Here is a 20,810-nt window from a genome sequence, read left to right as displayed (position 1 = left end):
AAATACAGAAGGCCCATGCCGGACCAGGAACTCCTTTCGACCGAACCCGCAACCGGCGCCGTGCTGTGGCGACACCCGATCGGGGACGCGGACACCGAAGTTGCCATCGCCCGCGCCAACTGGGCAGGCTGGGCGGCGCGCCCGCTCGCCGTGCGGATCGAGGCGCTGCGCCGCTTCGCCAATGTCGTGCGGCAGCGCGCCGACGCCTTTACCGACCTGCTCGCGCGCGAGACCGGCAAGCCGCTGTGGGAAGCGCGCACCGAGGTCGAGACAGTGATCGCCAAGGTCGACATCTCGGTCACCAGCTATTCGGAGCGGACCGGCCAGCGCCGGATCGAAGCGCCGATGAACACTCGGCTCGCGCTGCGGCACAAGCCGCACGGCGTGCTGGCGGTGCTGGGGCCCTATAATTTCCCGGCGCATCTGCCGAACGGCCATATCGTGCCTGCGCTGCTCGCGGGCAACGCGGTGGTGTTCAAGCCGTCGGAAAAGACGCCCGCCAGCGGCGCCTTCCTCGTCGAGTGCTTCCATGCCGCGGGCATCCCCGAAGGCTGTATCCGCCTGCTGATCGGCGGACCGGACCAGGGCAAGGCGCTGGCGGGCCACCCGGACATCGACGGGCTGCTGTTCACGGGCTCGGCCAATACCGGCATCGCGCTCAACCGCCAGTTCGCCGCGCGCCCCGAGAAGATCCTCGCGCTGGAGATGGGCGGCAACAACCCGATCGTCGTCTGGAATACGCCGGATCTCTATTCGGCCGCGGTGCTGGTGGTACAGTCGGCCTTCACCACCGCCGGCCAGCGCTGCACCGCCGCGCGCCGGCTGATCGTCGACGAGAAATTGTTCGAACCGCTGATGGCCGAGCTCAACAAGCTGATCGGCCGGTTGATCATCGGCGAGCCGCATGCCGATCCCCAGCCCTTCATGGGCCCGGTGATCGACAACAATACCGCTGACATGCTCACCGAGAGCTTTCTCACGCTCTCCACCATGGGCGGCCGCCCGCTGCGTCACATGGAGCGGCTGATCGAGAACCGCCCCTTCCTCACCCCCGGCGTGGTCGACATGACCGAGGCGCGGGAAAAGGTGGATGTCGAGCTGTTCGGCCCGATCCTCCAGGTGTTCCGCAAGACGAGCTTCGAGGAGGCGATCGCCGAGGCCAACGACACCCGCTACGGCCTCTCCGCCAGCCTGGTGAGCCAGGATCCGCGGCTCTACGACCAGTTCTGGGCGAACATCCGCGCCGGCATCGTCAACTGGAACAAGCCGACCAACGGCGCCTCCTCGGCCGCGCCGTTCGGCGGCGTGGGCTGGTCGGGCAACCATCGGCCCAGCGCCTATTATGCGGCGGACTATTGCGCCTATCCGGTCGTCTCCTCGGAATCCGAGCAGGCGCGCGCGGCGATGGGCGTGGGCCTGCGCGACGCCTGACGCCCCGCGTTAGGCTTTTCGCAACCCTGCCGCTTAACCGCGGTTTCAGTGCCGGGCGTGCAGGATGTCCCCCTTGGGACGGAACGACAGCATGGATTCGGGGCGAACGTCCGCGACGATCTTCAGCCTGACACACGACCTGCCCGCACCGCGCGCGCCCAGCGCCGCGGCGGCGGACGGGCTCGATGCAGGCCAACTCGCCTGGGGTGGCGAGCTGCTCGACTGCGGCATCCACTGGATCGGCCGGGCGGGCGCGCGGCTGCGCGTCGAGCGTGAACTGGCCGAGGCGATGCCGATCCGGCTGCACCTCGGGTCCGCCGAGCCGCTGATCGGCCGTACGCTCTGGTCCGACGGCAACGAGGCGGGGCTCGCTTTCGACGCACCGGTGGACGTGCTGGGGATGGTCGCGCGCAACCTCGCCCGCGCCGCCGCCGAGCGCCGCCGCCTGCCGCGCATCGAGCTGCGCCATACCGTCGGCGTGCACCGCGGCGGCGAGGTCGAGCAGCTGCGCACCCGCGACATCTCGCAAGGTGGGGTCGGCGTCGAGGCGCGCGGGCTCGGCGTTGACGAGGCGGTGCAGCTGACCTTCGACGGGCTGCGTCCGCTGGAAGGCACGGTGCGCTGGATCACGGGCGAGACCGCCGGCATCGTCTTTACCGAGGAGCTGGGCTGGCAGACCCTGTTCCCCTGGCTCCGCGGCATCCAGCAGGCGCCCGCCCCCCAGGCCGGCGGGAGCGATGCCGACGGGTTGCTGCAGGACAAGCTGGCGCTGCGCCTCGACCTGCCTGGGCGGGTGCGCGAGGGCGTCGGCTGGTGGAATTGCCGTATCCATGCGCTCACCGCCCAGCAGGTCGAGTTCGAGGCGCGCCAGGCCTTCGCGCCGGGCAGTTCGCTCTGGGTGGCACTCCCCGAGATCGGCGGCGGCCCGGCGCGGGTGGTGCGGGCGCGGCATGGCCGGACGCTCGCCGAATTCCGCATGCCGCTGCGCGACAGTGACCTGCGCCTGCTCACCGCGAGCCGCCGCACCGGCTGAAGCCGCTTGCATCGCCGCCGCCGCACCGCCAATCGGGCGGCATGGCACTTCTTCCCATCGCCGAGGCCCAGGCGCGGCTGCTCGCGCTTGCCGGCCCCACCCCCGTCGAGACGGTCCCGCTGGGGCAAGCCGTCGGCCGCTGGGCCGCCGAGCCGGTGGTCGCACGCCGCACCCAGCCGGAAACCGACCTTTCGGCGATGGACGGCTATGCGATCCGCTTCGCCGACCTGCCCGGACCTTGGGCCGTGATCGGCGAGAGCGCGGCGGGGTCTGGCTTCGCGGGCACGGTTGCGCCCGGAGAAGCGGTACGGATCTTCACCGGCGCGCCGATGCCCGCGGGCGCGGACACGGTGCTCGTCCAGGAAGAGGCCGCGCGCGACGGCGATCAGCTAAGCCTCGCTGGCGAAGGCCCGTCCTATCTGGGTCGCAACACGCGCCGCCGCGGGCTGGACTTTGCGCAAGGCGACGCGCTGATCGCAGCGGGCGAGCGGCTCACGCCAGCCCGGATCGCGCTGGCGGCGATCGGCGGCCATGCGGCACTGCCCGTCGGCCGCAAGGTCCGCGTCGCCATCGCCGCGACCGGCGACGAGCTGGTGGCACCGGGTATGCCGATCGGGCCCGCCCAGTTGCCCGAATCGAACCGCACGATGCTCGCCGCGCAGCTGGCCGATCTGCCGGTCGAGATCGTCGACCTCGGCATCCTGCCCGACGATCTGGGCGCCCTCACCCATGCCTTCGCCACTGTCGAGGCCGATCTGCTGATCACCAGCGGCGGCGCGTCGGTAGGCGATCACGACCTCGTCCGCCCCGCGCTGGAAGCCGCCGGCGCGACCATCGACTTCTGGCGCATCGCGCTCCGACCGGGCAAGCCGATGATGGCGGGCACGCGCGGCGACATGGTCGTGCTGGGCCTGCCGGGCAATCCGGTTTCGGTGTTCGTCACCGCGCTGCTCTTCGCCAAGCCCTTGATCGCGCACCGATCCGGTGCCGCCGATCCGTTCCCGCGCGGGCGCTCGGCGATCCTCGGCGAGCCGCTGCCGGCCAATGGCCCGCGCACCGACTATCTCCGCGCCGCGCTGATCGACGGCCGCGTCCATGCCTCGGCGATCCAGGACAGCTCGATGCTCCGCACGCTCGCCCGCAGCACCTGCCTGATCGTGCGCGAGCCGCATGCGCCAGCCGCAAATAGCTCCGACTCGGTGGAAATCCTCGACATCGCTTGACAGCGCCTCGGAACATTGCATAAACGTTCCCAGTCTGTTCTGGACCACGGAGGATTGGATGCTCACGCGCAAGCAGCACGAGCTGATCTGCTTCATTTCCGACCGTCTTGCCGAGACGGGCGTATCGCCCTCGTTCGAGGAAATGAAGGAGGCGCTCGATCTCAAGTCGAAATCGGGCGTGCACCGCCTGATCAGCGCGCTGGAGGAACGCGAGTTCATCCGCCGCCTGCCCAACCGCGCCCGCGCGCTGGAAGTGCTGCGCATGCCCGAGCGCGGCGAGCGCAAGCCTGTCGCCAAGGCGCCCAAGCCGGCGAGCGCGGCCGCCGCTCCCGCATCGCCCCCGACGCCGGCCAATGACGTGGTGGAGATCCCGCTGCACGGCCGCATCGCCGCGGGTACGCCGATCGAGGCGCTCGAAGGCTCGACCATGCTGCCGGTGCCCGCCGCGCTGCTCGGCGCGGGCGAGCATTATGCGCTCGAAGTCGCTGGCGATTCGATGGTGGAAGCCGGCATCCTCGACGGCGACTATGCGCTGATCCGCCGCACCGAGACCGCACGGGACGGCGAGATCGTCGTCGCGCTGATCGACGATGCCGAGGCGACGCTGAAATATTTCCGCAAGGAAGGCGCGATGGTCCGGCTCGATCCGGCCAATCGCGACTATACGCCCCAGCGCTATCGCCCGGATCAGGTGCGGGTGCAGGGCCGGTTGGCGGGATTGTTGCGCCGCTACTGATGAATGGGGCCGGGACGAGGCGATGCGAAGCACCAGCTACAGCTTCGCCTTACGCTTCGTCCATTCCTTGTCCGCCCGCCCCCGCACACCTCGGGCGCGCTGATCCGCGTGGTGTACTTTCAGGCATCGATATTACTACTTCTACGCATCGGACATTCATGCCACGGTCTGCACACAAGAAGTGATGGAGCGCGGGCCGATGCGTGGACCTCTTCTGGCGGTGGCGATGAGCCTGCTCTTCCCAGGCCTCGGGATGGCGCAGCAGAGCATATCCTCTTCTCAGGACGCGGCGCAGTCGCCGGCTACCACGGATACAACCGATCGCGCACAGGGGCGCAAGGCGCCTGCCGGCCCCACCGATCCCATCATCGTCACAGGACGCAAGCCTGCTTCCAAGAAGGACATCAGCGCGCTGGTGCATGCGATCACGCCGCCCAGTCCCAACGATGCACCGCTGCCCCGCTTCCAAAGCGCCGTCTGCTTCGGTAGCGTCGGGCTCGAGCGCTCCGTCCTCGAGATGATCGGCTACCGCCTGGCGGCAGATGCCGAGCAGGCCGGGCTAAAGCTCGCGGGCGATGGATGCACGCCCAACATCCTCGTCGTCTTCACCGACGGCGTAGCCACGGGGATCGACACGCTCGTGCGGCGCAAATGGTGGCTCTTCGGGGATCGTACGCCGTCGGAAATCCGCACCATCGTCGGCGAGCGCGGTCCCGTGCGCGCATGGAGCAACAGCGAAGTCCTCAGCCGCGATGGCGAGCATATCAACCAGGGCGGCTTTTTGAACGTCCCGATTGCCTCCAGGCTGGTCTCGCCCACGCGCAAGGACATGCTAGCGTCGATCGTGCTGGTCGAGCGCTCGGCCGTGATCGGCAAGACCAGCAACCAGATCGCCGATTATCTGGCGATGCGCACCCTGGGCGGCGCCCGCCCCCGCGCCACCGGACCGACGGAGACGATCCTGTCCCTGTTCGACGGGAATACCAATCGCGTGCCGAGCGAACTCACCGCCTTCGACCGCGGCTATCTGCGCGGCCTCTATGCCGGACAGGCCAATGCCTTTGCCTGGAGCACGCGCGGATTGATCGTCGAGCGCGTCCTCAAGGAGCAACAGGCAGATCCCCCGCCGTTTGCCGAACACTGACTGCACGCTCGGTGCGGTCCTCGCGTCTGGACGCGTCGGCCGTGCGAAGGATGGGGCCGTTCAGCGAACGTTCGTGGGCCATCCCTTGCGCGCGTGCGGGCTTTGGATGGCGCCCGCGCGCCCGAGGGCCCACCTTGATTGACCGGGGCCCGGCGCGCCGTTCAAGCTGCACGCCTTACTTGGGCGTTTGGGCCCTGAGCTCCGCCTCGAACGCCTTCTGCGCCGCATCCACCCGACGCCCCAGTTCGCCCGGATCGACGAACGCCTCGGGATCGCCCGCCGCCTGCTTGGCGCGTTTGGCGGCGAGATCGAACTGCTCGGCGTGGAAGCTCAGGAACACGTCGGCCTGGGTCGCGCGCAGCTTGGCGAAGGTGGCGCGGAAATCGGCGGGCGCCGCGTCATAGCCATGGCCCGGTGTCAGCGGCTGGTCGGCGACGCTGAAGCTGCAGGCGAACAGCACCGTCAGGCTGTCCCCGCCCGAGGGGACCTGCATGGTGAAGCTGGTGCAGCCCTTGGTGTGCCCCGGCGTCAGATGCGCGACCAGCGTGTTGGTGCCGAGCCGGATCTCCTCGCCGTCCTTGAGCTGCCCGTCCACCTTCACCGGCGGCGCGGCGATGCTGATGTCCGGGCGATAGTCGGACGTGCCCGCCTCCAGCGCCGGGGTATCGGCGGCGCTCGCCAGCAGCCGCGCGCCGGTGCGGCGCTTGAGCTCGGCGAGGCCGCCCTCGTGGTCCCAATGCGCGTGATTGATCAGCAGGATCTTCACGTCGTTGAGCTTGAAGCCGAGCTTCTCGATGTTCGCGGCGATCAGCGGCGCGCTTTCGGGCATGCCGCCGTCGATCAGGATGTGCCCCTGCGGGCTGGTGATCAGATAGGCCGAGATCCCCGCGGTGCCGACATAGTGGACGTTGCCGAGGATCCGGAACGGCGCCATCGGCTGGTTCCATTCGGCGCGGGTCTTGGCCCAGTCGGTGCGCTGGGCCAGCGCCGGGGAAGCCAGGCCAAGTGCCGAGGCCGCAAGCAGAATCCGGATCATCGTCGATCTCCCTTCGCGGCGCTGAATGGGGGCTGGACGGTGGGCGGGTCAAGCCATGGCTGGCGCGCGGTCGTGGCGACGGTGCGGACCGTCCCGCCCGCAAAGGTCACCGCGACCCCGCCGGTAGAGTCGAGCGCCTGCCGATCGAGCCGCAGCCAGCGCGGATGGCAGGCGCGCGGCAGCCGCCGTTCGCTCACCACGATGTCGCTCGACGCGCAGACCGCGACCAGTTCGCGCCACGCCACCGGATAGACGCTGCGCGTGGCTGCGACGCGCCAGCGCCGTCCGCCCTGCGCAACCTCCGCGACACACAGATCGCGGCTGCACCGCGCATCGGGCCGCTCGGCGAGCGCCGCCAGCGCATCGGCCTCGACCCCGCCATTCTCGCCGAGCACCTGGCGGGTGAAGTCGCCCGCGCGGTCGCGCAGCAGCGCGAGACTGCCGTCCGCCATGCGCAGCGCGACGTGGCGCCCGTCGCCGGTGACCAGCAGGTCCGGGCCGGGCGTCGCCAGCGCCCACAGCGCCCCCACGAGCAGCGGAACGAGCCCCGCGATCCGCACCCGCGTCCGCCACAGGCCGAGCCACAGTCCGCCGAGCACCATGCACGCGAAGGCCCCCGCCGGCATCACCGGCAGCACCGCAACCGATCCGGGCGCACTCGCCACGCTGTGCGCGATCCACAGCAGCAGCGCCATGGCCTGGCCGGTCAGCCACCAGAAGGGCGCGCCCACCCCGATCAGGTCGCCCAGCAACGCCAGCGCCTCGAGCGGCATCACCACGAAGGTGGTGAGCGGGATCGCGGCGATGTTGGCGACCGCGCCGTAGATGCCGCCCTTGTGGAAATGGAACAGCCCGATCGGCATCAGCGCCAGCTCGACCAGGATGCCGGTGAGCAGCAGCGATCCCGCCCCGCGCGCGATCCGTCGCGCCAGCCCCTCTTCGCGCGCCTCGAACCAGCGGCGCATGTGCGGGCTCTCGTGCAGCGCGACGATGGCGGCGACCGCGGTAAAGCTCAGCTGGAAGCTCGGGCCCGCCACCGACTCCGGCCACAGCAGGAGCACCACCATCGCCCCGGCGGCGACCAGTCGCAGCGTCAACGCCTCGCGCCCAAGGCGCAGCGCCACCAGCACCAGCAGCGCGGCGACGCAGGACCGGATCGTCGGCACTTGCCCGCCGGTCAGCCAGGTATAACCGATCGCCGCCAGCGCCCCCGCCCCCGCCGCCACCAGCGGCAGTCGCACGCGCAGCGCCAGCCACGGGCTCAGCGCGAGCAGCCGCAAAACCACCAGCATCGCCGCGCCGGTGACGGCGGTGACGTGGAGGCCGCTGACCGACAGCAGATGCGCGAGGCCGGCGCGTCGCATCGCCTCGCTGTCGTCCTCGGAGATCGCGCCCTCATCGCCGGTGGCGAGCGCGCTGGCGATGCCGCCGGCACTCCCCGGCAGCCGCGACTCGATATGCGCGGACAAGGCGGCGCGCAGATCCCGTCCGGCCCGGGGCGGCGCGTGGAGCAGCGTCACCGGGTCGAGCGCCTTGCCGGTGGCGCCGATCCCGTCGAACCAGGCGACCCGGCGGAAATCATAGGCGCCAGGCACCGGTGGGCCCGGTGGCGGGACCAGCCGCGCCCGCAACGCCACCAGCGCGCCCGGCACAAGTCCGGGTGGCACCGCCGCCGCGTCGACATTCACCCGCAGTCGTGGCGGCAGGTCGGCGCGGCGCACCGGCGCGAGCACCAGCCGCACCAGCCCGCGCGCCGGACGCGACTCGACGCGCAGCACGGCGGCGTCGAAGCGCGCCACCTGCGGCCGCGCCAGCACCGGCGCGGCGCAATGCTCGGCCCGCCACCAGATCGCCCCGCAGCCCGCGGCCACCAGCAGCCCGCCCACCAGCAACGCCCGCCCGCTCCGCCCGGGAAGCACGGCGCCGAGAGCCGCCACCCCCAGCGCGGTTAAGACGAAGCCGATCCATTGCCGTGGCCCGGCCAACAGGAACCAACCGCTGATCCCGGCCCCGAAGGCGACCGGCAACCAGAGCGGCAACTGGCCCCGCTCTGCCTCCAGCCATCGTTCGACCATCCCCCATATGCCGGCAGGTCCCTGGGGGAATCGCCACCAGCCCCCCAAGGGAAGGCTCGACACCCCCGGGATGGGGGTCGCAGCGGCGGGACTGACCATGGCGCGAAAGACTGCGGGCATGCGCACAGCCGCGCAACAGAAGAAAGCAGCGCACCGCGCAGCCAAATCCCGGCGCCGCGCAGGACCTCTGCAGCAATCCACCGGATGGGCACAAATCGACATAAGAAGAGAACCGCTGCGGTTTTCTTGCGCTAACCGACGAATGTCCGGCATCGCGTCGCGCACAAGGCGAGGATATTGGCGCCGGCCAACACCGACTCGGCGTCGATAATTTGCACCGCAGCATACGCGTACATCGGGGTTTCGTTCGGATTTTCCAACGTGTGGCGCGCGCCCTCCAGCCCTTCTTTTTCGCATGCGCCCACGTACATTGGACGAAGCGGCAGGCGCTCTGCTAGAGGGCGAACCGCGCCCCCGCGCTCCTCGGTTGCATCCCGCGCTTGACGGATTGGTAACGTGGGATACGGAGGCGCTCGAAGCGGCGGTACGCACCGTCGCGGACGAAGCGGGCGGGAAGCCCGGCGACAGGGCGCAGCCGCAACGTGCGGCGTTAACCGGCCGCCGACCTTCTCCGGCTATCCAGGGCGCCCAGGCGACGCCTGGAACCGAGGGGACCCTCCCCCGCTTCGCAGATCAGATGCGTACGCCCGCGTGAAAACGGGTCGAAGGAAAGGACGACTACATGAGCGATACCGCCAAACTGCACGTTGCGGGGAAAGACGTCGAATATCCCGTCCTCAAGGGCAGCACCGGCCCGGACGTCGTCGATATCCGCAAGCTCTATGCGCAGACCGGCGCCTTCACCTACGATCCGGGTTTCACCTCGACCGCGAGCTGCGAGTCGGGCCTGACCTTCATCGATGGCGACCAGGGCGTGCTGCTCCACCGCGGCTATCCAATCGGCCAGCTGGCCGAGAATTCGAGCTTCATGGAAGTCTCGTACCTGCTGCTCAACGGCGAGCTGCCGACGCAGGACGAACTGACCAAGTTCGAAAACACGATCACCCGCCACACCATGCTGCACGAGCAGCTGGCGACCTTCTATCGCGGCTTCCGTCGCGACGCGCACCCGATGGCGGTGATGTGCGGCGTCGTCGGCGCGCTGTCGGCCTTCTACCACGACTCGACCGACATCACCGATCCGACGCAGCGCATGATCGCGTCGCACCGCCTGATCGCCAAGATGCCGACGATCGCGGCGATGGCGTACAAGTACAGCGTCGGCCAGCCGTTCCTCTATCCGAAGAACGACCTGAGCTACACCGGCAACTTCCTGCGCATGACCTTCGGCGTTCCGGCCGAGGAGTATGAAGTGAACCCGGTGGTGGAGAAGGCGCTCGACCGCATCTTCATCCTCCACGCCGATCACGAGCAGAACGCCTCGACCTCGACCGTGCGCCTCGCCGGTTCGTCGGGCGCCAATCCGTTCGCCTGCATCGCGGCCGGCATCGCCTGCCTGTGGGGCCCGGCGCATGGCGGCGCGAACGAAGCCGCGCTCAATATGCTGCACGAGATCGGCCGTCCGGAGCGCATCCCCGAGTTCATCGCCCGCGCGAAGGACAAGAACGATCCGTTCCGCCTGATGGGCTTCGGCCACCGCGTGTACAAGAACTACGATCCGCGCGCTACGGTCATGCAGAAGACCGTCCGCGAAGTGTTCGCCGCGCTCAACGTTTCCGACCCCGTGTTCGAGGTCGCGCTGCAGCTCGAGGAAATGGCGCTCAAGGACGACTATTTCGTCGAGAAGAAGCTGTTCCCGAACGTCGACTTCTATTCGGGCGTGATCCTGTCGGCGATCGGCTTCCCGACTACGATGTTCACCGCGCTGTTCGCCCTGGCCCGCACCGTCGGCTGGGTGGCACAGTGGAACGAGATGATCTCGGACCCCGAGCAGAAGATCGGCCGTCCGCGCCAGCTCTACACCGGCCCGACGCAGCGCGACTACGTGCCCGTCAGCCAGCGCTGAGCGCAGTTCCCGGGGTTCGCCTCGGGTCAGGCTTGAAGAAAACGGCGTTCCGCACTTCGCGGGGCGCCGTTTTTCTTTTGGGCGCGTCGACGCGCCCAGCAACTGCTCCGGAAGACGATATCGTCGTCACCGGCACCGTGCCGCGCTGCTGGCCGCGCAGATCAGCTACGGCACCCAGCTGCAGGACGGCGGCGACGCCTGGCTCGCCCGTCCGCGCTTCGTCGAGGTGACGGAGGACAAGCTGTCCCCCTCGATACGACGCCTGCCCCAAGGCGCGGCCATGCTACGCGAGGATCCGATTTGCCGCTACCGACTGGCGGGCGCGCCGCTCTACACGCTGCGGTCGGGCAGCTATGCGAAGCTTGGGCCGGGCGACCCGGTGTATCCGGGCATGGCCCTGGCGGCGGATCAGCGCGGCGCGATCCAGTATCGAAGCAGCTTCGCCCTCGGCCTTGTCGAGTTCTGAACGGCGACAGCCAATTGACCCCGCGCGCGAAACATGGCTTTCCCCTTGCCATGTCAGGGGAAATGCTGGGCGCGCTGGCGCCGTTGGTGGGCTATCATTTACGGCGGGCGCTAAGCGCCTTTTCTGCGGATTTTACCGCAGCGATGGAGGGCACCGGGCTTCGCCAGGTGCCGCTGGCGGTTCTCGCCATCGTGCAGGCCAATCCTGGGATCAACCAGGGCGCGGCCGGCCGCATGCTGGGTATCAAGCGCGCCAACATGGTCGCGCTGATCAACGATCTCGTCGAAAAGGGGCTGATCGATCGCGTGGTGGACGTGAGCGATCGCCGCGCCTTCTCGCTGACCGTCACCAAGGCCGGCATCGCCGCGCTGGCGGATGCGATGGCGCGGATCGAGGCGCATGAGAACCGGATGCTCGACGAGCTGAGCATGGCCGAGCGCGCGCTGCTGCTCGACCTGCTCGGCCGGATCGAGCGCCGCAGCCCGGCGGGCGACGGCGACGAGAATGGCGACGCTTAACGGAGTGCAGCCGGCACGCCGAAGCGCGCCGGCTGCCTCTCAGAAGCGACCCGAGAGCTGCAGATACCAGTTGCGCGGGCGGGCATACATCCGCTCGGCATAGCCGAGCGTCGCGAGCGAGGCGTTGCCCTGGATGAGGTAGCGGGAATCGAGGAGGTTGTTCACCCCAGCGCTGACCTCGTAGCGATCGTTGAACTTCAGCGTCACCGATCCGTTGCCGACGAAATAGCCGTTCTCCTCGATCAGCGGGATGCTGCCGGTGATGAAGGTGATCTTGGAGGTGTAGCTGCCGTCGACCCGCGGAGTGAGCGTCATGCCGTTGCCCAGCGCGATGTCGTAGCCGAGCGCGAGATTGGCCTGGAGCGAGGGGGTGAGCGGCAGGTCGTCGTTGGGCGTCACCGTCGCGGTCGCGCCCGGCACCGGGGTGATGCTGCGGATCTTGTCGTCGAGCACGCTGACGCCGCCGTCGATGTTGAGCCCGAAGGCGGTGCGCAAATTGGCCTCGGCCTCGACGCCGCGGATCCGCGCCTTGCCGGCGTTGAACAGCAGCGGCACCACGCCCTGGCGGAAGATCAGCTGGATATTGTCGTAATCGGCCTGGAACGCGGCGAGGTTGAAGCGCAGCCGGCCGATATTGGTCTTGATGCCGACCTCATAGCTGGTGACGTCCTCCTCGTCGAACGGCACCGGCACATTGCCGGCGGGCGCGGCATTGTAGCGCGTGTTGAACCCGCCCGACTTGAAGCTGCGCGCATAGGAAGCATAGGTGCTGATCGCGTTGTTCCAGCGATATTGCACGCTCGCCGATCCAGTGAGCGCCGAGAAGGACTTGGCGAAGGGCCGGTGGTAGAGGAACAGCGGCCCGCCCTCCGGCACGGCCTTGGTCGGCAGAGGATTGGGGTCGGGCTGGCTCGACGGGAACAGGTTGAACACCGTGCCGAGGAAGGTCTTGCGATCGGTGGTGTAGCGCAGGCCGCCGGTGAGCTCGAGGCCCGCCGCCGGCTTCACGCTGATCTCGCCGAAGCCGGCCAGCGAGTCCGTCTTGAGCCGCGAGACCTGGAGATCGCGCGAACCGGGGCCGCCCGCCAGGATCGAGCGGATCACCGGGGGGGATGGCGGATAGGCCAGGAACACCGTCGCCCGCTCGTCGGTGACTTCGTTGAAATAATAGCCGCCGAGGATCGCGCTGACCTTGCCCCAGTCGAGCTGGAGCTGGACTTCCTGGCTGAACTGACCGGATTCGGCGCCGACATCGGTGGTGATCAGGGTCAGCGGCGTGTTGTCGCCGTCGCGGATGCCGCGCGAGCTGGTGTTGCGATAGGCCGAGATCAGCTTCACCGCAGCCACCTGCGACAGGCGGATATTGGCGGTAGCGCCGAAGCCCCAGACCTCCGAATTGCTCAGCACCGGCGCGGTGCCGCCGTTGACGAACGGGCCCTTGGCCTGGAGGTCGTTGGCGCAGCGCGGGTCGGCGATCATCGGCACGTTGGGCGCCCCGAAGCGCGGGTCGCCGGCAGTGAGCGGTGCATAGGGAATGGTCGCCCCTGGGCATCCTGCCCCGACGCTGGCGATCGCCGCGACCGGCGCCTGCTCGTTGATCCCGGCGAAGACGAACGGCGCGCCATGCTCCTTCCGCTTCGAATAGTCGCCGCGGAGGTACAGGTCGAAATCGGACGAGGGCTGCCATTTGAGCGCGCCGTTGAACGAATAGCCGTCCTCGTTGCCGAGATCGAGCCCGTCGACCGCGCGGATCACATAGCCGTCGCGCTTGCGATACCCACCGGAGACGCGCGCGGCGAGCGTGCTGGCCAGCGGGATGTTGAGCGCGGCAAAGCCTTCGCGGAGGTTGTACTCGCCCACCCGGGCGCGGGCGCGGCCGCCCCATACGCCGAGTTCGGGCTGCTTGGTGCGCACGAGGATCGCGCCGCCGATCGTGTTGCGGCCGAACAGCGTGCCCTGCGGCCCGCGCAGCACCTCGACCCCGTCGATGTCGCCGAAGTCGATCGCGCCGCCCACCGCACGGCCGAGATAGACTTCGTCGAGATAGATGCCGACGCCGGGATCGACCGCCGCGGTAGGGTCGACCTGCCCGACGCCGCGGATGAACACTACCGCCGAGGCGCTGTTGCCCGAAAGCTGCCCGGCGGGCTTGAACTGGAGGCTGGGGGTAACGCGCTCGAGATCCTGGGTCTGCTGGATCTGCCGCGCGGCGAGCGTCTCGGCGCCGAGCGCGGTGATCGCGACGGGCGTGTCCTGCAGGCTCTCGGCGCGACGCCGCGCGGTGACCACGATCTCCTGGGCGACCGGGTCGCTTACCGAAGCCTTGGGCTGTTCGGTCTGTGCCCAGGCGGCAGGTACGCCGCCCGCCCCTGCGGCGGCCAATGCCGCCAAGCCGCACGTGATGCGCACGCGAATGCGCGTCGAAAAACCTGCCATGCGTACCTCTCCCCTGGCTCGGGATCGTTACACGTCCCGATGCAAGGCAAAGGTCGCATGACAGATTGTTTCAGTCAATAACAGTTATGCAACGTACCAAGTTTGCAACCATCGGAGATCATCCGGCCGCCTGCCGCTCGACCAGCCGCAGCGGCGGGCGCGGCGAGAGCCCGAACATCCGCAGCGCGGTACCGGCGACGAAGCGCGGGAATTCGCGGCGCTCGATCGGCGCGTCGAGCCCCTCGGCCTGCAGCGCCCACAGCCGCTGGAAGGCCCCGCCCGCGCGCAGCAGCGACAGCGGCGCGCCGTCCTCGACGATCCGCCCCTGCTCGACCACGATGACGCGGTCGAAGCCGACCACGGTCGACAGGCGGTGCGCGACCGCGAGCACGGTCCGATGCGCCATCAGCGCGTCGAGCGCCTGCTGCACCTCGATCTCCGAACCCGTGTCCAGTGCCGACGTCGCCTCGTCGAGCAGCACGATCGGTGCCTTGCTGAGGAAGGCCCGGGCGATGCCGATCCGCTGGCGCTGGCCGCCCGAGAGGTTGGTGCCGCGCTCGCCGACGATCGTGTCATAGCCCTTGGGCAGCAGCGCGATGAAGCCGGCGCAATGCGCCGCCTCGGCTGCCGCCCGGACCTCGGCATCGGTCGCGTCGGGGCGGGCGAAGCGGATATTCTCGAGGATCGAGCGGTGGAACAGCAGCACTTCCTGCGGCACCACGGCAACAGCCTGGTGCAGGCTGTCCTGCGTCACCCGGTCGATCGGCTGGCCGTCGATCAGCACTCGACCCGCCTGCGGATCGTGCAGGCGCTGGACGAGCTGGAGGATCGTCGACTTGCCGGCGCCCGAGGGGCCGACGATGCCGATCTTCTGGCCAGGTGCCACCTCCAGCGAAAGGTCGTGCAGCACCGGGCGGCCGGGATGGTGGCCGAAGGTGAGGCCCTCGATCCGCACTTCGCCCTTCTCAGCCTGGAGCGGCACCGCGTCGGGCGCGTCTTCCAGCGCATGGGGCGCGCCGACGATCTCCAGCGTCTCGCGCAGATAGCTGAACTGCTGGCTGGTATCGATCAGCGCCATGGCGAGATCGCGCGAGCCGTTGAGCATGCGGAAGGTCATCGCGCTGACGACGACGACATCGCCCGCGGTGATGCCGCCCCCGATCCAGCGCTCGACCGCCCAGACCAGCGCGCCGCCGACGAGGATCACCAGCGCGACGTCGTGGAGCGCGCGGATCCGCTCGACGAACATCCAGCCGCGCTTCTGCGCCGCCGCCTCGGTCTGGAAGAAGCCGGCGAGCCGCTCGGACTCGCGGCGGCGGGCGCCGAACGACTTGATCGCGGCGATATTGCCGACCAGGTCGACCAGCTCGCCGCCGCTCTCGCTGGCCGCGCGGGCAAAGGCCTTGTGATATTTGTCGCCGCGCATGCCGAGGAAGACCAGGCCGGTGCTCGCCGCCACGAAGATGCCGGTAATCGCCACCGCCATGCGCCAGTCGATCGCGAGGAAGATCAGCAGCGCGCCGCCGAACGCGATCAGCGGGGGCGTGATCTCCATCAGGATGCGGTGGGTGAGCGCCTGGAACGAACCGGTCAGCGCGCCGACGCGGTGCCCCAGCGAGCCGCCGCGCTGGTTCTGGAAGAAGCCGATATGATGGCCGGTCAGATAGTGGAACATGTCGAGCCGGATGCGCACCCCGCTCGCCACGGTGATGTTGCACAACAACATCGCCGCACCGCGGACCAGCCCGTTCTCGATCGCCACCAGGCCGACAAATGCCGCGAGCGCGAAGTACACCGCCGTGTGCGACGGCGCCGCGACCGTCATTGAATCGATCAGCAGCTTCATCGCGTACTGCACGCCCACCGCGCTGGAGGCGCCGCCCACGACGAGCAGCGCAAGCAGCGCAAAGGCCAGCGGCCGCCGCGTGACATAGTGGAGCAGGAACCGAGCCGGGCTCTTCAGAAACGGCATGTCGTTCCCCTTCGGGGTTTCCGGGCGCTGCATTGCAACAATCATGCGACCGAAAAGACCCATCGGGCCATGAACCCTGGGTGAACTTTGCGACAACTGCAGGTGAGCGGAGAAATTGCGGCGACGAAATGCGGCAAAATCTGGGCAGTCACTGCCCGAATCAGCGCTCCTGAAGCACTGCCACCGCCCCGCCCGTCGCCGCGAGAGTGAGCGTCAGCGGCGCGTCGCGCGACACGTGCCTGGTCTCCACCTGCACCGCGTCGGGGGCAGCCCCGTCGCTCCAGATCCGCGCTTCGGCGCCGCGTGGCCCAAGGAAATCGAGCGGCACGGAGACGGTCCGCGCCTTCTCGTCGTTCATCGCGCCGAGATACCAGATCTTTCCCTTGCGCCGCGCCAGCACGATGTAGGCCCCCGTCTCCCCGGCGAGGAAGCGCGTCTCGTCCCAGCTGGTCGGCACCTGGCGAAGGAAGTCGAAGCCGGCGGGGCTGGCGGCATAAGTGTCCGGGCTATCCGCCACCGCCTGCAGCGGCGAGAGAAAGACGACATACATCGCCAGCCCGTGCGCCCGCGTCGACTGCACCATCGGCAGGTCGCCGCGCATGCGGAAATCGGCGGGCGCCACGTTGCGGAAGCCGCCCGGCGTATAGTCCATCGGCCCGAGCAGCCCGCGCGTATAGGCGAGCATCACGTCGTTGCCCGCGGTCGCCCGCGTGCTCCACTTGTTGTACTCGGCGCCCATCACGCCTTCCTGGGTGACGAAGTTGGGCCAGGTGCGGGTGAGCCCGCGCGGTGCGAAGGCACCGTGCAGGTCGACCATCAGATGGTGGCGAGCAGCCGCCCCCAGCAGCTTCTGGTACCAGTTGACCATCCACTGGTCGTCGCGTTCCATGAAGTCGATCTTGATGCCGGCGACGCCGAGCTTCTCGTAGAGCGCGAGCGCATCCTCCATCTGCTCGTCGAGCGCCTGCCAGTGCGCCCAGAGCCACAGCCGCACCTTCTTCGCGCGGGCATAGTCGGCGACTTCCTGGAGGTTGATGGCATCGGCCCATTTGGTGATATCGACGCCGGGCCGCCGCACCCCGCCGCCGCCCGCGCCAGCATACCAGCCCTCGTCGATCATCGTGTAGGGCATGCCGTTGGCTGCAGCGAAATCGATGAACGCCTTGGCCACCGCCGTCGTGGTGCGCTGGCCGGGAAGCTTCGCGATGACGGGCCCGCTCCACCAGTCCCAGCTGGTGAGGCCCGGCTGGATCCAGCTGGTGTCCTCGATCCGGCTCGGGCTGGAGAGGCTGGTGAGCAGCGTCGACTCCTGGAGCGTGCCGAGCCGGTCGGCGAGCATCACCACGCGCCACGGCGTGACGATCGGGCTGCCGATGCGGGTGTGCACGGCGATGCGCGGGTCGTCGAGCGAGGGCGACAGCTTCACCTGCAGCCCAGGCCCGCCGTCGCCGCGGCCCGTGAGATACATCGCGGCGAAGTCGATCAGGTCGGCCTCGGCGATCGCGAAGGCGCCCTTCCCCGTTTCGCAGACGAAAGGCACGTCGAACAGATTGTGGTCGCGCAGCCGGGTGGTGTCGACGGGATCGAACTCGCCTTCGTGGCTCGATCCGAACCGGCCGACATTGAAGCCCCAGCATTTCCAGGGCTGCGGGAAATAGAAGCCGGTACGCTCGTAGCGCACCACCGCCGCGGCGGTCGCCGGCTGCACCGGCACCAGCATACGGAAGGCGATGCCGTCGTCATAGGCGCGCAGGATGATGTCCATCCGACGCTTGGCGCCGCCGCGCTCCTGCAGGTGGACGATGCGCTGGTTGTAGCGATCGCGCCCCTCGGCGGCCTTGCCGAGGACGATCTTGTAGCGCGTATCGGCGCTGCTCGCCTCGCTGCCGGTGACCGCCATGCCCCAGCCGAGCATGTCGCGGTCGAGATCGAGCGCGATCGGCGCGGGCGCAAGGACCAGCTCGCCGCGCCGCTGCACCGTATAGTTGGGCACGCCCTGCCGATCGAGCGTCACCACCACGCGGTTGGCGCCGTCCGGGGAGACCAGTTCCAGCGTCTGCCCGGCGGCCGGAGCCGCGACCAGCAGCGCCGCCGTGCCGAGCAGTCGCTTCACGCGCGGCGGGCTTTCAGGATCGGCTCGATCACCGTCGCCATCGCGTCATAGCCCGCTTCGGTGGGATGGACGCCGTCATAGGCGAGGCCCGGCTTCATCGCGCCCTTCGCGTCGCCGAGCACCGGGGTATAGTCCACCCAGGTCAGCCGCTCGGCCTCGGCATAGTCCTGCAGCCAGGCGTTGATCTCGCGGATCGGGCCGACCACGTCGAGCCCCTCGCGCCAGGGGAAATGATCGGCGGGCGGCACCGAGGCGAGGATCACGCCGATGCCGTTCGCCTTGGCGATCTGGGTCATCATGCGGAAATTGTCATAGCTCTGCGCGCGGGTCATCGGGCCGGTATTGCCGGCGATGTCGTTGGTGCCGGCCATGATGTGGACGAAGCGCGGCTTGAGGTGGACCACGTCGGCCATCATCCGCAGCACCATCTGCGGCGTGGTCTGGCCGCTGATGCCGCGCCCGACCCGGCCCGGGGTGAAGAAGCCCGGCCGCTTGCTCTTCCAGCCCTCGGTGATCGAATCGCCCAGAAAGACGATGTTCACCTTCTCGCCTGCCGCCAGGATGCGGGCATTGTCGGCGGCATAGCGGCTGAGTTCGGGGAAATCCTCGTGCAACAGGCGTTCCTTGCGCTGCTGATAGGTTTCCTGCGTCTGCGCGCGGGCGACGAGGGGCAGCGCAAGCGCGCCGGCGAGCAGCGAACGGCGGCGGAGGGACATCCCGATTCTCCTGGAGAAGACGTTGGTCGTTAGGGCCGAGCGTGGCGCAACGCTTCGGAAGCGTCAAACCCTCGCCCGGCCCCTGCCAATCAATGCAGCGAGGCACCGCCGCCGGCGCGCACCGGCTTGGCGCGGCCCGCGGCGATCGCGAAGCCGCACAGCACCACGTAGCAGAGCGCGGGCACGATCAGCGCGAACGCATAGCCGTGCAGATCCGCCACCTTGCCGACCAGCAGCGGCAGCAGCGCGCCGCCGACGATCGCGGTGCAGAGCAGGCCCGAGGTCGCCTCCTCGCTGGCGCCCGAACGCTCGAGCGTGAGCGTGAAGATCACGGGGAACATGATCGAGTTGAACAGGCCGATCGACAGCGCGACGAAGCCTGCGGTGACGCCGCCGACCGCGACGACATAGAGGCACATCGCCGCCGCGATCACGGTGAACAGCGCGAGCAGCTTGTCCGCGCGGACGCGGGTGAGCAGCAGCGAACCGAGCGCGCGGCCGACCATCGCCCCGCCCCAATAGAAGGCGACGGCCTTGCCGGCCTCCTGGAGCGACACGCCGTGCACGCCGTCGCTGCCCATCAGCGTACCGAGGATCGGCACCCCGAAGGCTGCGTCGGACTGGCCCCAGATGCTGTTGTCGTTGAGGAACAGCGCCATCTGGGTGCCGATCGACACTTCGGCGCCGACATAGAGGAAGATGCCGAGCGCGCCGAACATTGCCCAGCGCGAGGAGAAGGCATCGAGCAGACCCGATGTGGTAGCCGGCTTGGGCGCGGCATCGCCGACGACGCGGCGGCTGAGAAAGAAGAACAGCGCGAGCGCGAGGATCAGCCCGCAGATCCACAGATAGGCGGTGTCGATGCCGGCCAGCGCCTCGGCGCGGACCGCCGGATCGACCACCGCGCCCGACTTCACCTCGACGCCCTTGAGGAACAGATGCGCGCCGAGCAGCGGGGCGAGGAAGGTGCCGAAGGAATTGAAGGTCTGGCTCAGCACCAGCCGGAAATGGCTGCCCTTCGGGTCACCCAGCGCCGCCGCGAGCGGGTTGGCGGCGACCTGCAGCACGGTGATGCCGCTCGCCAGCACGAACAGGCCGAGCAGCACCAGCCAGTAATTGGCGAGGTTCGCCGCGGTCAGCATGATCAGGCAGGCGACTGCCATGGTGCAGAGTGCCAGCAGGATCGACGGCACCGCCTTGAGGCGCGAGACCAGCGCGGCGGCGGGCAGCGAGACCACGAAATAGGCGAAGAAGAAGGCAAACGCGCTCGCCTGCGCCTGCAGATTGGTGAGCGTGAAGATGCCCTTCACCGCCGCGACGAGCGGGTCCACCAGCGCGGTGATGAACCCCCAGGCGAAGAACAGCGTTGTTACCGCGGCGAATGCCAGCGTGGTGTGCGTCGAACGTGCGGTGGCCAAGCAATCCCTCTCCTGCCCTGGTGGCGTGTGGGCGCGACGCTTCCCGACAACGTTGGCAAAAGTCAAGCTGAGCGGGGGATGGGTTTTCCTTCTCGCATGTTCGTGCGGGCATCGCCTATAGGCCGATGCGTTGATCAACGACGCGGCGAGTGGAGTATTGCGCGTGGACGAAGCGAAGAAGCCGGTGGGAACGAAGTTGGTGCTGACGAAGGGGGTAGCCGTACTGGCGCTGGCAAGCGCGATCGCCTCTCCTGCGATGGCCCAGTTCCGGCTGATTCCGAAGCCCAAGCCGAGCCCGACCCCGATCGCGCAGCCGGTGGCGACGCCCGTGAGCCAGGCCCAGGCGCCAGCGCGCACGCAGGCACCGCGTCCCGCGGCGACGCCCGCGCAGCGGGCACCGCAGGGCCAGACGCCGGCGGTGCAGACGCCCCGCCCGACGCTCGCGCCGCCCCAGGTGCAGCCGACCC

General features: G+C 69.0%; 17 protein-coding genes and 1 pseudogene. 10 read left to right on the top strand and 8 right to left on the bottom strand.

What is annotated here, in order from left to right:
- Positions 1–15 precede the first annotated feature (15 nt).
- The 5 genes from astD to CA234_RS18120 all read left to right on the top strand — a co-directional run bounded on the left by astD (position 16) and on the right by CA234_RS18120 (position 5,567).
- Entirely contained in the window at positions 16–1,431 is a 1,416-nt protein-coding gene (astD, locus tag CA234_RS18140; protein ID WP_125975317.1) for a succinylglutamate-semialdehyde dehydrogenase, read from the top strand.
- A 91-nt stretch (positions 1,432–1,522) separates the two neighbouring features.
- Positions 1,523–2,464 carry a PilZ domain-containing protein gene (locus CA234_RS18135; RefSeq protein WP_241213572.1) on the top strand — a complete coding sequence of 314 codons (942 nt, stop codon included), beginning with the start codon at positions 1,523–1,525 and terminating at the stop codon, positions 2,462–2,464.
- A gap of 41 nt (positions 2,465–2,505) precedes the next feature.
- Positions 2,506–3,687, top strand: coding sequence for a molybdopterin molybdotransferase MoeA (locus tag CA234_RS18130; protein ID WP_125975313.1), 1,182 nt, complete (start codon positions 2,506–2,508; stop codon positions 3,685–3,687).
- Between the two features lie 58 nt (positions 3,688–3,745).
- A complete protein-coding gene (gene lexA, locus CA234_RS18125; protein WP_125975311.1) occupies positions 3,746–4,423 on the top strand; it encodes a transcriptional repressor LexA in 678 nt (225 codons plus the stop codon).
- A gap of 226 nt (positions 4,424–4,649) precedes the next feature.
- Positions 4,650–5,567 carry a hypothetical protein gene (locus CA234_RS18120; RefSeq protein ID WP_167712991.1) on the top strand — a complete coding sequence of 306 codons (918 nt, stop codon included), beginning with the start codon at positions 4,650–4,652 and terminating at the stop codon, positions 5,565–5,567.
- A 175-nt stretch (positions 5,568–5,742) separates the two neighbouring features.
- Here the strand turns inward: CA234_RS18120 and bla are convergent, their stop codons facing one another.
- The 3 genes from bla to CA234_RS18105 all read right to left on the bottom strand — a co-directional run bounded on the left by bla (position 5,743) and on the right by CA234_RS18105 (position 9,109).
- Positions 5,743–6,603 (bottom strand): subclass B3 metallo-beta-lactamase, encoded by an 861-nt coding sequence (gene bla, locus CA234_RS18115; RefSeq protein WP_126002404.1) that lies wholly within the window; start codon positions 6,601–6,603, stop codon positions 5,743–5,745.
- The gene (locus tag CA234_RS18110; RefSeq protein ID WP_126002403.1) at positions 6,600–8,678 is read right to left on the bottom strand and encodes a ComEC/Rec2 family competence protein; all 2,079 of its coding nucleotides are present in this window, start codon (positions 8,676–8,678) and stop codon (positions 6,600–6,602) included. Before CA234_RS18110 ends, bla begins: the two co-directional genes overlap by 4 nt.
- A 251-nt stretch (positions 8,679–8,929) precedes the next feature.
- Positions 8,930–9,109, bottom strand: a complete 180-nt coding sequence (locus CA234_RS18105) for a hypothetical protein (RefSeq protein ID WP_126002402.1) — start codon at positions 9,107–9,109, stop codon at positions 8,930–8,932.
- On the opposite strand from CA234_RS18105, the gene CA234_RS25010 reads away from it, so the two are divergent.
- The 4 genes from CA234_RS25010 to CA234_RS18090 all read left to right on the top strand — a co-directional run bounded on the left by CA234_RS25010 (position 9,094) and on the right by CA234_RS18090 (position 11,688).
- Complete coding sequence (locus tag CA234_RS25010) at positions 9,094–9,393, top strand: hypothetical protein (protein ID WP_241213571.1); 300 nt, start codon at positions 9,094–9,096, stop codon at positions 9,391–9,393. The genes CA234_RS18105 and CA234_RS25010 overlap by 16 nt on opposite strands.
- A gap of 27 nt (positions 9,394–9,420) precedes the next feature.
- The gene (locus tag CA234_RS18100; RefSeq protein WP_125975301.1) at positions 9,421–10,704 is read left to right on the top strand and encodes a citrate synthase; all 1,284 of its coding nucleotides are present in this window, start codon (positions 9,421–9,423) and stop codon (positions 10,702–10,704) included.
- A 280-nt stretch (positions 10,705–10,984) separates the two neighbouring features.
- The gene (locus tag CA234_RS18095; protein WP_125975299.1) at positions 10,985–11,170 is read left to right on the top strand and encodes a hypothetical protein; all 186 of its coding nucleotides are present in this window, start codon (positions 10,985–10,987) and stop codon (positions 11,168–11,170) included.
- Positions 11,171–11,220: 50 nt separating this feature from the next.
- The gene (locus tag CA234_RS18090; RefSeq protein WP_125975297.1) at positions 11,221–11,688 is read left to right on the top strand and encodes a MarR family transcriptional regulator; all 468 of its coding nucleotides are present in this window, start codon (positions 11,221–11,223) and stop codon (positions 11,686–11,688) included.
- 39 nt (positions 11,689–11,727) lie between these two features.
- Here the strand turns inward: CA234_RS18090 and CA234_RS18085 are convergent, their stop codons facing one another.
- From CA234_RS18085 to CA234_RS18065, 5 genes are all read right to left on the bottom strand, one after another.
- A complete protein-coding gene (locus tag CA234_RS18085) occupies positions 11,728–14,124 on the bottom strand; it encodes a TonB-dependent receptor (RefSeq protein WP_164521863.1) in 2,397 nt (798 codons plus the stop codon).
- 118 nt (positions 14,125–14,242) lie between these two features.
- Entirely contained in the window at positions 14,243–16,096 is a 1,854-nt protein-coding gene (locus tag CA234_RS18080; protein ID WP_126002401.1) for an ABC transporter ATP-binding protein, read from the bottom strand.
- A 160-nt stretch (positions 16,097–16,256) separates the two neighbouring features.
- The gene (locus CA234_RS18075; protein WP_126002400.1) at positions 16,257–18,209 is read right to left on the bottom strand and encodes a glycoside hydrolase family 97 protein; all 1,953 of its coding nucleotides are present in this window, start codon (positions 18,207–18,209) and stop codon (positions 16,257–16,259) included.
- Positions 18,206–18,925 carry a GDSL-type esterase/lipase family protein gene (locus CA234_RS18070; RefSeq protein WP_125975291.1) on the bottom strand — a complete coding sequence of 240 codons (720 nt, stop codon included), beginning with the start codon at positions 18,923–18,925 and terminating at the stop codon, positions 18,206–18,208. Before CA234_RS18070 ends, CA234_RS18075 begins: the two co-directional genes overlap by 4 nt.
- 89 nt (positions 18,926–19,014) lie before the next feature.
- Entirely contained in the window at positions 19,015–20,343 is a 1,329-nt protein-coding gene (locus CA234_RS18065; protein ID WP_125975289.1) for an MFS transporter, read from the bottom strand.
- A 199-nt stretch (positions 20,344–20,542) separates the two neighbouring features.
- On the opposite strand from CA234_RS18065, the pseudogene CA234_RS18060 reads away from it, so the two are divergent.
- Positions 20,543–20,810, top strand: a pseudogene (locus CA234_RS18060) (hypothetical protein); the annotation flags it as partial.

The organism is Sphingomonas sp. ABOLE, assembly GCF_003950455.1.
Classification (GTDB): domain Bacteria; phylum Pseudomonadota; class Alphaproteobacteria; order Sphingomonadales; family Sphingomonadaceae; genus Sphingomonas; species Sphingomonas trueperi.
Note: the sequence above shows the minus strand (reverse complement) of the source record. Positions and strands in the feature narration are given on the sequence as shown.

Bases quoted from the DNA above. Each gene is read 5' to 3' on its own strand.
- CA234_RS18070 (WP_125975291.1), bottom strand. From the start codon at position 18,925: ATGTCCCTCCGCCGCCGTTCGCTGCTCGCCGGCGCGCTTGCGCTGCCC.
- CA234_RS18130 (WP_125975313.1), top strand. From the start codon at position 2,506: ATGGCACTTCTTCCCATCGCCGAGGCCCAGGCGCGGCTGCTCGCGCTT.
- lexA (WP_125975311.1), top strand. From the start codon at position 3,746: ATGCTCACGCGCAAGCAGCACGAGCTGATCTGCTTCATTTCCGACCGT.
- CA234_RS18100 (WP_125975301.1), top strand. From the start codon at position 9,421: ATGAGCGATACCGCCAAACTGCACGTTGCGGGGAAAGACGTCGAATAT.
- CA234_RS18090 (WP_125975297.1), top strand. From the start codon at position 11,221: ATGTCAGGGGAAATGCTGGGCGCGCTGGCGCCGTTGGTGGGCTATCAT.
- CA234_RS18095 (WP_125975299.1), top strand. From the start codon at position 10,985: ATGCTACGCGAGGATCCGATTTGCCGCTACCGACTGGCGGGCGCGCCG.
- CA234_RS18110 (WP_126002403.1), bottom strand. From the start codon at position 8,678: ATGGTCGAACGATGGCTGGAGGCAGAGCGGGGCCAGTTGCCGCTCTGG.
- bla (WP_126002404.1), bottom strand. From the start codon at position 6,603: ATGATCCGGATTCTGCTTGCGGCCTCGGCACTTGGCCTGGCTTCCCCG.
- CA234_RS25010 (WP_241213571.1), top strand. From the start codon at position 9,094: ATGCGCCCACGTACATTGGACGAAGCGGCAGGCGCTCTGCTAGAGGGC.
- CA234_RS18135 (WP_241213572.1), top strand. From the start codon at position 1,523: ATGGATTCGGGGCGAACGTCCGCGACGATCTTCAGCCTGACACACGAC.
- CA234_RS18085 (WP_164521863.1), bottom strand. From the start codon at position 14,124: ATGGCAGGTTTTTCGACGCGCATTCGCGTGCGCATCACGTGCGGCTTG.
- CA234_RS18080 (WP_126002401.1), bottom strand. From the start codon at position 16,096: ATGCCGTTTCTGAAGAGCCCGGCTCGGTTCCTGCTCCACTATGTCACG.
- CA234_RS18120 (WP_167712991.1), top strand. From the start codon at position 4,650: ATGAGCCTGCTCTTCCCAGGCCTCGGGATGGCGCAGCAGAGCATATCC.
- CA234_RS18105 (WP_126002402.1), bottom strand. From the start codon at position 9,109: ATGTACGTGGGCGCATGCGAAAAAGAAGGGCTGGAGGGCGCGCGCCAC.
- astD (WP_125975317.1), top strand. From the start codon at position 16: ATGCCGGACCAGGAACTCCTTTCGACCGAACCCGCAACCGGCGCCGTG.